Origin of the sequence: Nitrosomonas supralitoralis (genome assembly GCF_003011925.2) — a bacterium.
Taxonomy (GTDB): Bacteria; Pseudomonadota; Gammaproteobacteria; order Burkholderiales; family Nitrosomonadaceae; genus Nitrosomonas; species Nitrosomonas supralitoralis.
The window spans coordinates 1-11,407 of record NZ_PXXU01000072.1; the positions used below are offsets into that span (position 1 = coordinate 1).

At 39.9% G+C, this 11,407-nt stretch carries 10 protein-coding genes and 2 pseudogenes; 8 read left to right on the forward strand and 4 right to left on the reverse strand.

The annotated features are described in order from the left end of the window. From C7H79_RS15335 to traJ, 3 genes and pseudogenes are all read right to left on the reverse strand, one after another. A pseudogene (locus tag C7H79_RS15335) lies at positions 1–257 on the reverse strand (type IV secretory system conjugative DNA transfer family protein); the annotation flags it as partial. Further along, complete coding sequence (gene traI, locus C7H79_RS15340; RefSeq protein WP_106708153.1) at positions 254–1,876, reverse strand: TraI/MobA(P) family conjugative relaxase; 1,623 nt, start codon at positions 1,874–1,876, stop codon at positions 254–256. The gene traI and the pseudogene C7H79_RS15335, both read right to left, overlap by 4 nt. A gap of 25 nt (positions 1,877–1,901) precedes the next feature. After that, entirely contained in the window at positions 1,902–2,387 is a 486-nt protein-coding gene (gene traJ / locus C7H79_RS15345) for a conjugal transfer transcriptional regulator TraJ (protein ID WP_242447330.1), read from the reverse strand. A 312-nt stretch (positions 2,388–2,699) separates the two neighbouring features. Here traJ and C7H79_RS15350 point away from each other — a divergent pair, with 312 nt between their 5' ends. From C7H79_RS15350 to corA, 8 genes are all read left to right on the forward strand, one after another. After that, positions 2,700–2,972 carry a TraK family protein gene (locus tag C7H79_RS15350; RefSeq protein WP_106708154.1) on the forward strand — a complete coding sequence of 91 codons (273 nt, stop codon included), beginning with the start codon at positions 2,700–2,702 and terminating at the stop codon, positions 2,970–2,972. A gap of 44 nt (positions 2,973–3,016) precedes the next feature. Next, positions 3,017–3,520, forward strand: coding sequence for a TraK family protein (locus C7H79_RS15355; RefSeq protein ID WP_106708155.1), 504 nt, complete (start codon positions 3,017–3,019; stop codon positions 3,518–3,520). Between the two features lie 84 nt (positions 3,521–3,604). Then, positions 3,605–4,339 carry a nucleotide-binding protein gene (locus tag C7H79_RS15360; protein ID WP_106708156.1) on the forward strand — a complete coding sequence of 245 codons (735 nt, stop codon included), beginning with the start codon at positions 3,605–3,607 and terminating at the stop codon, positions 4,337–4,339. Positions 4,340–4,356: 17 nt separating this feature from the next. After that, positions 4,357–4,824, forward strand: coding sequence for a conjugal transfer transcriptional regulator TraM (traM, locus tag C7H79_RS15365; protein WP_172592473.1), 468 nt, complete (start codon positions 4,357–4,359; stop codon positions 4,822–4,824). An 850-nt stretch (positions 4,825–5,674) separates the two neighbouring features. Continuing rightward, positions 5,675–5,890 (forward strand): hypothetical protein, encoded by a 216-nt coding sequence (locus tag C7H79_RS15370; RefSeq protein WP_106708158.1) that lies wholly within the window; start codon positions 5,675–5,677, stop codon positions 5,888–5,890. Positions 5,891–6,896: 1,006 nt separating this feature from the next. After that, the gene (locus C7H79_RS15375) at positions 6,897–8,417 is read left to right on the forward strand and encodes a COG3904 family protein (RefSeq protein ID WP_106708159.1); all 1,521 of its coding nucleotides are present in this window, start codon (positions 6,897–6,899) and stop codon (positions 8,415–8,417) included. A 950-nt stretch (positions 8,418–9,367) separates the two neighbouring features. Beyond that, complete coding sequence (locus tag C7H79_RS15385) at positions 9,368–9,646, forward strand: hypothetical protein (RefSeq protein WP_106708160.1); 279 nt, start codon at positions 9,368–9,370, stop codon at positions 9,644–9,646. A gap of 163 nt (positions 9,647–9,809) precedes the next feature. Next, complete coding sequence (corA, locus tag C7H79_RS15390) at positions 9,810–10,736, forward strand: magnesium/cobalt transporter CorA (RefSeq protein ID WP_242447331.1); 927 nt, start codon at positions 9,810–9,812, stop codon at positions 10,734–10,736. A gap of 17 nt (positions 10,737–10,753) precedes the next feature. On the opposite strand, the pseudogene C7H79_RS15395 reads toward corA, so the two are convergent. Continuing rightward, positions 10,754–11,195 (reverse strand): annotated as a pseudogene (locus C7H79_RS15395) (transposase); the annotation flags it as partial. Between the last annotated feature and the right edge of the window lie 212 nt (positions 11,196–11,407).

Genomic DNA, 11,407 nt, shown 5'->3' on the forward strand with positions numbered 1-11,407 from the left:
CTCATCGACTGATCAAAGATGTCCGGATACTTGAAATACCATTGATCCGCCCATTCAATAATCGACCACGGCGCATAAATATGATTAAAATGCGCACCCAGCTGTGGTTGATACTGGAATCGGTAGGCAAAAAACTGCGTTGCAGCCTGTACCCCACCGAGCATGAAGAAAACCGCCATCATCTGAACCAGCCGGTTTTTCCCCTGCATTGCCTTTCTTGCCATAGGGCCGCCTGCATTCTGGTTTGAAGTGTTCATTGTGACCACCCTTTTCCTTTGCCTTTCCCTTGATGCGTTGATCGGGTAGTTTTTAAAGGAACACGCGCGCTCATCGAATGATTGACCGAAGGATTAACCAAATGATCCTGTTCATCAAACGTTACATCCAGCTTGGCATCCATTGCAACCTGAACCACTTTTTTACGAAAAGATTCCGAACCATTGATAGTCAGCTTGTTACCGTATTGCTTCATGGCCGCCTGCAATATGCCCGCTATTTTATCCTTGGCTGCACCGGCCATAATCACCAGGCCATTGCCCCCATCCCGAATCGCTGTCGATCCGATCGTACAAATAATCGTGCCCGTCCGGGTAATTGTCTCAATGACATTATGATGTTTGTCTGAATCTTCAGGCATCTGTACAGCGGAAACCTGATTTTCCGGCACCCTACCCTCTTTTCTGGCGCGCAATATCTCCAAAGCTTCCTGGTTTCCTCGCCGGGATTCCTTCACCAGCCAGCTCAGCCAGTCCATTCTTCTGTTTTTAGCCTTGGAGTCTTGATAGGCAGCAGCATAGTCTTTTTTAATCGCGTCTATGCGCAGCTTTAATTCCTGATTAACCGACGCATACATTATTTTCTTTGATAATCTGCCGGCCGTAACGTTTTTGATCAGTAAACGTTTTAACTTGGCTTTGTCTTGGGCTGATTCTATCGCTTGATGCTTTTTATCCCGCAATAGCTTCCATTGCGGCGCACCGGAAATTGCCGCTTCATTTTGTTCTTTTTTGTATTGCGCATAAAGGCGGGCGGTATCATGCTTGTTTCGCAGCGGCTTGGGTTCATAATGCTTTGACGAGGGTTTGTTTGTTCTGCTTGTTCTTGTGACGCCATCAAGCCCGACATAATCTCCGAGCTTCTTGACCAGAGTGGCTTTCGATAAGCTTCGGTCAACGGAGCTGGCTTTAACCCCAATCTCATTACCTGAGACAAATACAAACCCATTGCCCCGCTCGCGCAATTCCAGCCCATGATCGGTTAATACCTGGTGCAATTCACTCCAGTTTGTCGCAGATTGCATCTGTTCCAGGCATTCCTGCTTTATCCAGCCGATCAGGCTTTCCACGCCGGCCTTGAATTCAATATTGGAGGAGCGGCCCTGCGCACCGCGTTTCTTGGTTTCGTGATTATCGGGCGTCAATCCATATTCTTGTTCGAGTTTTTCACACAGTTCAGCAATGATTGAGTAGTCATAATGCGGGTTATGAATGGTAAGTCTTTCCGGGTGGATTTTATTGATCGCAATATGGATATGCAGATGATCGGTGTCATGATGCACCACACTGAGCCGTTGGTGTTCACCAAACCCGAGACCTTCACAGAGTTGATCCTCTATTTTCTGTAATAAAGTGTCAGATAGTTCATCATCCCGGAAACTCACAACCAAATGATAGGTTTTGTCAGAACTTGCACGCATGTTCATCTGCTGGGTATTCAATACTTCCGCAATCACGCAGTCCGGACGATCCGAGTAACAATTAACCGCTCTCACCATACCGATGCGCTCAGTCTTGTTTTGTGGATCAACAATGTAATTCACCAGTCCGGCAAAGCTGCTTTTACGCAGTGAATTAATCGGAATGTGTTTGGCGATCATGTGTTTAGGAATTGTCGCAAAGTGATCACTTTTTTGAGTGGATGACTTTCATCATAACTTCTGTCATCTGCGTGCGTGTTTCTTCGATATCTTTTAACAGGCCATTAATCGTGTTCTTGTCAAAGTGCGCAGATCGCCGATCATCACTTAACCACAACTTTAATAACCCCCCTAGCCTGCCTAAATCACCGTTGATCTTTGCCAGTTCATTAACCTTTTGATTATCGACGATGCTGGTGGGCTCATAGCCCAAACCTAACTTTCTTAAATACTCGGCAGCGCTCAGGCCACATTTCTCGGCTTGGTCTTTGATGACTTCACCCTCCTCCGCATCAACCGGCACCCTTAGGTGGAGTTTGTATTTTCTTTTTGTTTTCGATTTGGGTTCTGATTTTGTTTTGGTTTCTGTCATTGGGTTTTGTCTCTGCTTTTGCTTTTGCGCGGCCCTTGCTGCTGCTCTTTTCTGCTCTTTTCTGCCCTTGCCTCGCAGAGCAGGATTATCGTTGAGCACATCGTGCGAATAAGAGTTTTGTGATGTTGGATGACAGATTTATTTGTTAGCTAACATCACATATCCTGCCCTGTGTTACCTATGTATAGGTATGATTGTATACTAGTTACAACTTAATACAACAGTTTAATTAATAGTTGTTCTATCTATTTATGAGGAAATAATATAGTGTTAACTATTTATTTGATGGATATAAGATATAAAGTAATATGCTAATATGTATTATCTTTAGTTATTATTTGTTTTATTGCGTGTATTAAATAGATATCTATTGACTAGGATGACTAGATATTATTATCAATTAAGAATTTTATGGAAAATGACTTACTTGAAAGGTTTCCTTTAGAGGAAGCAAATGAGAGCAGGAATAATGCAAGATGTAACCTTGCTGAATTTATTCCTTTACGCAATGAAATATACAAATGTATTGATGATGGATGGTCAATAGAATTTATTTGGGAAGTATTGGTTAAGAAAGAAAAAATAACATTCAGCTATCAAACATTCTTAGAGCTTGTTAATAAATATAAAACAAACAATACGAATAAATTGAATCATGACCTTTCCACAAAAGAACCAGAATAATTTCCATAATTAACCAATGCACTAGCATATTGAGTCAATTTATTATGGAAAAAAGATTATCTCAACGAATAGCTGATAATGCAGTGAAGGAGAACCAAAAGAATTCAAAGTTAAACCTCGCATCTTTCATTATTCTACGAGAGGAAATTGAAGAAGCAATGAATGATGGATGGTCGATCAGATATATTTGGAAAGTATTGGTTAAGGAAGAGAAAATAACATTTGGTTATCAAACCTTTCTTAACTACATTAATAAGTATAAGAATAGTCCACAGAAAAAATTAGAAGAAGCTAATAGTAAAAAACAATCAAACAATTTACCTGCACCATTACTTACGTCTACTCCTAAAGCTGAACCTGAACCTGATCCAGCAGCAGCAGCAGCAGCAGCAGCAGAAATATTAGAGTCAGAACCTTCAGAAGATCGCATAAAGGTTACAGATTTCTCTCATGATCCTAATAAAGATTATGGCAATCCTAAAGGATTTGAATGGAGCACAGATTTTGATCCAAAAGAATTTGTGGGTGGGGAAGATGAAGAGAACTAATGGAAAATATTGTTATTAATGCAAAACATAGTGCTACAAAAAATTTTAAATTTCTAATCGGTCTAAGTTGTTAAGGAGTCTGTAATGGGTAATAAAGTAAACATGGTATTGCAAGGAAAAGGCGGGGTCGGGAAATCTTTTATTGCATCGGTAATGGCACAATATTATTACTCCAAGAATAAAACGCCACTCTGTATCGATACAGATCCCGTTAATTCTACTTTTCATGGATTCAAAGCATTAAATGTGAAACGCTTGGATCTGATGGTGGATGATGAAATCGATCCCCACAAATTTGATCACTTGATTGATTTAATATCCAAGAGCAAGTCTGATGTGATTATCGATAATGGAGCCAGTACATTTGTGCCTTTGTCACATTATTTAATTAGCAACCGCATACCTGCCCTACTTGAAAAAAGTGGCCTTGAACTAGTCCTTCATACTGTAATTACAGGCGGACAAGCACTGAATGATACTTTGAACGGGTTCCAGAAAATGATCAAGCAATTCCCTGATGATGTTCCATTTGTGGTCTGGATTAACCCATTCTGGGGAAAGATTGAACTGGATGGCAAAGGGTTTGAAGCTATGAAATTCTACTCGGATAATAAAAATCGCGTGTCTGCCATTATCAATATTCCTAAGTATAAGCCAGAGACTTTCGGTCGTGACTTGGCGGATGCATTACAAGCCAAGCTGACCTTCGATGATGCCATAAAACAACCAGAATCAACAATTATGTCGCGCCAACGCATTAGCATCATACGCGGTGATCTTTTTGATCAGCTTGAACTGGCATCACCCGTATTAACATGAGTCCGTCAGGTAAACAGATGGATGAAGTCATTCAGCAAATCGCTGCAGCGCATGGGGTTGTATTGTCCAAAGACGATCCAATCATGATGCTACACACCATGAATGACCACCTGATTAAAGAGAATAAGTCTGCACAGCAAGATTTATTGGATAGTTTCAGGAGTCAAATGGAACTGTTCTCTGACCAATGGTCTGTTGAGGCAAAGAATCATTCCGATAGAATACTGAATTCTTCCATTGTCTCAAGTAAGGCCGAGGTTGCAAGAGTAATGGAAGAGCAATCCAGAGTGATTCTTGAACAATGGAAGCATGAATTAAGTTCCGGATTCAGCCAGGTTCACAACACAATCCAGGCATCAAGACAAACGGCGATATATCATTGCTTCATTCATTACGTCAATTTCTGCCGTTATTATTCTTTATATCTTTTTAACGATGTAGAAAAATATCGACCTATCCATAACTCAATAACCCCCATCAATTGACTATCATGACAAAGAATAAAAATGAAACAACAGATTAACTTTGTACAAAATAAGAAATTTATAATCAAACACTTACATAGAAATGCATGCTTGTGGGCGCATTAATACTAGATTATATTCATAATAATGGTGCGTTTTCAGAGCAGATTCTAAAGATCCTGGATTCAAGTATTGACTTAGAGAACGACAAAACATTATTAGGGCTTCAGTCATCACCAGGATCAGACAACAATGACACCCTGAAATCAAAGGAAGTCTAAGATGCAACCTGATTGTCAATATAATAAAGAAGGCAGAAAAGAACGAAAAATAAAAAACGTTCTGCACGAAGGATAAGTAGTTGAAACACGCTAGGAAAGTGGCATCCCCCAGATGATCCGATCCCAGAAATTCCGCTCCAACCAATGCAACCCGAAACAATTCCTCATGCAAGGGAACCGGAACGAGACATTCCCCAAAAACAAAACTTGAATTATCACCACGCTAGTTGGGAGTTCGTTGCACATACTCATTGTTAGCAATCGCACTGAAGCATTCATTTAACTCAATAAAATACACTTATTTTCCACAAAATTAATTCCGTTATGTTTACTGAAAAAAACAATGTAGAAAATACAGAAACAAAAAATGTTGAAAACTCACGCCCTTCTAAAAAAAATATTACTCTCACCATGATATTCGCTGTATTACTGGCTTTTTCATTTATAGCCTTAGGTATGTGGTGGTTTACAATGTAATAGTCTCAATTAGTATGCCCCAATAACCGTCCACGAGGCGGTTTTTTAATTCTCTTTTTTTCCGAACCATTAGTGCAAGCTATAAGTCTTGTATCTCTGTGAGTTTAAGCATAATGAAAAATATTCAAATAATCGACAAATTATCCGGTCAAATAATTGCAGAATATCCAATATTTGTAGAGCTTATTGATGACCCAGTAGACCAAGATTTTATGGACGACGCGTGGGACATTGCTGTGAAAGAGGGGTTGGTGGATGATGACAACCGCAAGAGCTATAAATTGGAAATCTTGAGCGAAATACCGCTAGACCATAGTTCAGATTTTTAGTAGCTCAATTCTCCAACATTTTACTGGTTTTTATGCATGGAAGCCGTCAACAGATGACAAGCATAAGCAACCATATTATATTTCAACAATAATGAGGAGCCTTATGTGCTCTGCAGGAATTCGGTAAACAACCACCATTAACGACATCGATTCTGTAGTTTTGCAATCATCACTACCGAATGTAATGACCTAATGCGGGCCAATCATTATTGTATGTCAGACTAAATTTAGGAGTTTTTTGTTAATCCTATGAGTATGAGAAATACACTCATGGCCAGTCTCACCGGCAGTCAATAAGGCGTCAAGTCAAGAAGAACAGCTAATTCAATCTCTCTAAAGATATCTTTGCTAAAAGATTAATTTTCAAATGAAACTTAGTTCAATGTAGTTTCTCAATGGAGAGATTTAAATTGTTAGAAGACGCACCGAGAACAGATCTTAATGATGACACAATGAAAAATTGCATTGTTCAGGATTTTATATGTCATTCGATGAAATTAATGATTCCCAGAAGAAATCTAGCCCTATAACTTTATTTTTATTTTTCTTATTAATTCTGACTAGCGTACTTATTGGAGGAATGATATGGACGCTGTTTTATCCACAACTATCTAATATTCCGCAAGGGGTAAAGCAATTATTTAATTCACTTTAGGATATTTTTAATTCGCGGATGCATTTTAGCAATGAAAGAAAAATATATTCATTTAATAAATTCATTTGCAAGTTACATAAATAAAAATTGCGAGGAGAGTTCTCCTCGCAAATTAAAGTGTTCATTAAGCTTATCAATTACTATTTTCAATAAAATATCAAACGAGAAGCAGTAATTTGTTTTTGGAAATAATTATTTACTTATTTTGCGCTCGCCCCAATGTTTCTTCGGAATGCTTCAGTAAAAAAGCGACTCAAATCTATGATAAAGATTATTGAAACCATTGTTAACTCTCAATGATAGTGCGATCTCAATCCACCAACAACTGCAATTAACAAAAGGAAGTAAAAATTGGCTTATATTCTAAAGCATTGGCGTGGCGAGCTTTCACTAGCAATATCCTTTTGGATTAACGTATTTCTGATCAATATAGGTATGCGCATATTTGAAGTTTGGTTAACCGAATCTTCTCCAATTGAAAACCCTGTTTTAGCGTCACAAGTAGTAATTACTTATGTTTTTGTAACGCTTGCAATCGTTTTCCCCTGGCAAATAATTGGGTTATGGCGCGCGGCGAATAGACATGCAGAAGAAACGAAAAATGGAATTTTGCCTGGTTCCGTTAAAGGCTTGGCAGTATTGAGTGTTCTAGCAACACTTGGTAATTTGAGTATCTCATGGTCGATTTATAAAGACACATATCAAATCGGTTTCGGAAAGGATGAATACGGAGAATATCGAGTTGAGGTGATTGATGATGGTTCGTTAGTTCATTTGACAGGTGGGCTAGGTTTTGGCATTTCCAAAGAAGTTGGTCGACTGGTAGATAATAATCCCAATATTAAAGGAATTATTCTTGATAGTGTCGGGGGGCGAATCTATGAAGGCAGAGAGCTTTCCAAGATCATACTCATTAATGGTTTAGATACGTATTCGTTGAAAGGCTGTTATTCCGCATGTGGCTCCGCTTTCATATCTGGCAATAAACGCTACCTAGCAGAAGGAGCGAACCTCGCCTTCCATCAGTACAATTCAGGTGCAAACAGTTTCGATCCATATATCAATATACCCTCTGAGCAAAAGAAGGATTTACATATTTATGAAAGACGTGGCATTAGCCAGCATTTCATTGACAGAATATTTGCAACTAAACAAGATGATTTATGGTATCCGACAGTTGATGAAATGATAAACGCCGGCGTGATTCACGAAGTCGTGGAACCTTCCACTTTTAAACCAATTCAATATGGTTCATTTAATGCTAGCGAGCTAGAAGAAGTGCTAAGTAATATTCCCGCATTCCTGATTTTAAAAAAACATGAGCCGCAAATATACCAACAGATCATTAAAGAAATGGAAGCAAAGATGAGAAAAGGCGCCAGCATTCTTGAGATACAACAAGTTGTGAGTGGCTATATACAATTGATTGCTAGTAAGGCACTGCCAAGAACGAGTGACAAAGCGCTAATATCGTTTGTGCGTGAAACCATCAATATTTTGAAAATTCTTGAAGAAAAAGAACCCATTATATGCATGAAAAATTTATTTCCAGGGCAATACGGTCCATTGGAGATAACAAAATATTTATCCAAGGAACAAATGACGCCAATGATGGATGCGATGAGTCTAGTGATTGTAGATAGCTATAAGACTTCTGATAATACGAAAATATACACTGCTGACGCGGAAGAATTAGTGGCGCGGGTTGTTATTGAGCTTGGTGATGATGCAGGTTATTTGGAGACTAAAGGGTTGCAAAATAGAGAAGAATATTCGAGGGCATGTAATACTGTTATTCGCTTTTACCAACTCATCTTATCAAATAATAACAAAATTGCTGGCAACGGGTTGCGTTATGCATTTAGTCCTTAGCGGCAGATGCTAACAAAAAGCATCAACTCGGCGGGTAATATGAGGCGTAGCGGAACTACCAGCCGGTTATGCGGAATGTTGTCACTGTTTTAAAATAAATAATTCACCATCCCGTTTGGACTCTTAGCTGTCGCAGAATGACCCTTTCCAAGGTAGTTGTTCAATGGAAGCTGATAGAATCCTGGTTAGTTTATAAATCAGTGAAGCTTTGGTTCGTCGCATCGAATCCGTACCGTAAGCGCAGACTCAAGCCCAATCCGTTTTATCCAAGAGCGGACGATCCAATCTGATATGGCATCTCTAGGCAGTTTGGTGATCTAAAATTGTACGGCGGGTGAGTTTTTTTGTTCAAACATAGTTCGGCTTAAAATTTGACTACCTTGGGAAACGTCTCGAACCTTTAGTTCCACCAACTCACATGCACGTAGTTTAACTGGTTATAACTAGATTAAAAGTTGTAGATCCAACACTTTTCGCGCTCTCCCTCCATTCCGTTTTTAATCATTAAGCCTAAAACTGGAGTTTGACTGAAGTTAAATCTTTTTTAACGATTGATCCCAGTAAGGTATGTCTCCAACGTATTCGGAGAGAAAATTAATAAAAGCGTGTATCTTGATGGGTAAGTGTCTACACGGGAGATAGCAGGTATAAATGTGGCGTTCTACTGACAGGTATTCTGGCAGCGCCATTTGGAGTCGTCCCTTTTGTAATTCCATACCAATAGTATGGCTATGCAACATCGTGAGTGGCTTGAAGGGCTCCAACGGCCATATTTATGATTTTCTTTCGCCCGTCATTTATGATGTAAGCTGCTTTGGCAAAGAGCTTGTAGTTCATCCGGCAAGTGCGTTACCTGTTAATCAGAAAGGCATGTTGAAAGAAAGTGAATCAAAGTTTGAAAATTATCTTTGTCAATGGCGGAGTAAAAAGTACCAAATAGCGCAACCAACGTGGATACCATTAACGGCTTTTTCGCGCCTGTTGATACCATCCGATTAGATAATAATATATTTACGAGTTTTGGAGCACCCGGAGGCATTGCTGCGGGTAATCGCAAAATAGGCCCTAGTGCTAGCGCTACAGACGCTAACGATTTTTTAATTTACGATACCACGAGCGGCGCCTTATCCTATGATGCCCATGGCAATGGCTTCGGTGCTGCGGTTCATTTTGCTTATATAGCGGGAGTTGCACCTTTATCAGCAGCAGATTTCTTAATTGTTCAATAAATAATCCAGGGGCCCGTCGCCTGCGGTGGGCTCAGTACTGCTACCTGCACATCTAATGTCAATACTAGTTGATCTGGTACGAAGTGTGTAGACTAGTATTTTATCTAGAACCTGGAATTTCAACTTGCTCGTTAATTGCGTTGCTTACGAAAACGGAACACGTTTGGCCGATATTACGATAGAGGAAATCAGCGACTACCTTGAACGACCTGGATGTTTTGTTTGGGTAGCTTTGCGAGATGCTACTCCTTTGGAACTCGAGCAAATGAAAGAAGAGTTTAAACTCCATGAATTAGCAGTTGAAGATGCGAGCCACGGTCATCAGAGACCCAAACTAGAAGAATATGGAGAGTCACTTTTCGTTGTTATGCATCTACTTGAGTCTAATAAGGAAGAAAACAATCTGGGAGAATTGAACGTTTTTGTCGGATTTAACTTCGTGTTAACGGTCAGAAATCGTAGTCAAAAGGATTTTCTCGAGGTACGAGACCGCTGTGAACGAGAAAAACATTTGTTGAAACAAGGAGCCGGTTTTGTTCTCTATGCCTTGATGGATGCAGTGGTAGATCGTTATTTTCCAATAATTGACCGATTGGAATCTGAATTGGAAGAAATTGAAGAGCAAATTTTCACTAAAGGTGCTGCTCGCTCCAATATTGAGCAGCTTTATGGTCTTAAACGTAAGATCATGGTTCTAAGGCACGCCGTTGCTCCACTTATGGAAGTAGCTGGTAAATTATCGGGTAGTCGCGGACCTACTGTATGTTCAAATATTCGGGACTATTTCCGGGATGTATATGACCATTTAGTCCGGATTAATGCATCCATCGACACCATTCGTGACACTATTGGCACCGCCATTCAAGTTAATTTATCCATGGGATCTATTGAAAACAATGAGGTAAGTAAGCGTCTGGCTGCATGGGCGGGAATTTTCGCTATTGCCACAGCCTTAGCAGGAATTTGGGGAATGAACTTCAACCTTATGCCAGAATTAGAGTGGGAGTATGGCTATCCATTGGCGCTGGTGATTATTATGTCAGCTTGTCTTTTCCTTTATATACGATTTAAGCGGATCGGCTGGTTGTAAATGTTACAGCTTTAAGCACTGATCGCGGAAATAAACGTGGGCGATACTGCCGTGCAAAATATTACGTCAAGGCGTTGCTGGATTTCACGCATCGTCATGCCTAGGGCCTTACAGCGTGATGAACTTGTCATCAAGGACCAACTAGCGTGTTTGATGCTTAATGATTTGTGGCACGAAACTGCCTTCACAGTCACGGGTGATCTCGATGGGCAATTCACCGAATTCACCTTTTAGGGTCTTACGACTTTTACCATTTCTGGCATTGCCAGTGGGATTGGTTACAGTTTCGTGCTTATCGTGACCAAGATGCCCGGCTATTTTTGCTTGTAGGGCACGTTCAACCAACGCTTTGGCGAGTTGCTTGAGAAGACCATTCTCACCGATTAAATCTTCTGGTTTTTTGTAATCAGCCAGCAGGCTATCAATTAAGTCGGTCGGCAGAGATTTGGATGAGATCATTTTTACTCCAAAAGTATATTAGCAGTTTCATGCTAAATGACCATTTACACAAAATTATTTACACCCCTTCCCAGGACGTAAGGCTCCTTCTCTCAATTTTCGGTAATGGCTAAAGACGACCAAGATTAAATAGATTGCACACCATAGAATATGCCCGTCAAGAATCGTTGAGCCTGCTCCATCGATATGAACTATCGTATTCCTCATTCTCT

Coding starts and splice junctions, on each gene's coding strand:
- traI (WP_106708153.1), bottom strand. CDS start 1,876: ATGATCGCCAAACACATTCCGATTAATTCACTGCGTAAAAGCAGCTTT.
- C7H79_RS15350 (WP_106708154.1), top strand. CDS start 2,700: ATGGAAAATGACTTACTTGAAAGGTTTCCTTTAGAGGAAGCAAATGAG.
- C7H79_RS15355 (WP_106708155.1), top strand. CDS start 3,017: ATGGAAAAAAGATTATCTCAACGAATAGCTGATAATGCAGTGAAGGAG.
- C7H79_RS15360 (WP_106708156.1), top strand. CDS start 3,605: ATGGGTAATAAAGTAAACATGGTATTGCAAGGAAAAGGCGGGGTCGGG.
- traM (WP_172592473.1), top strand. CDS start 4,357: ATGGATGAAGTCATTCAGCAAATCGCTGCAGCGCATGGGGTTGTATTG.
- C7H79_RS15370 (WP_106708158.1), top strand. CDS start 5,675: ATGAAAAATATTCAAATAATCGACAAATTATCCGGTCAAATAATTGCA.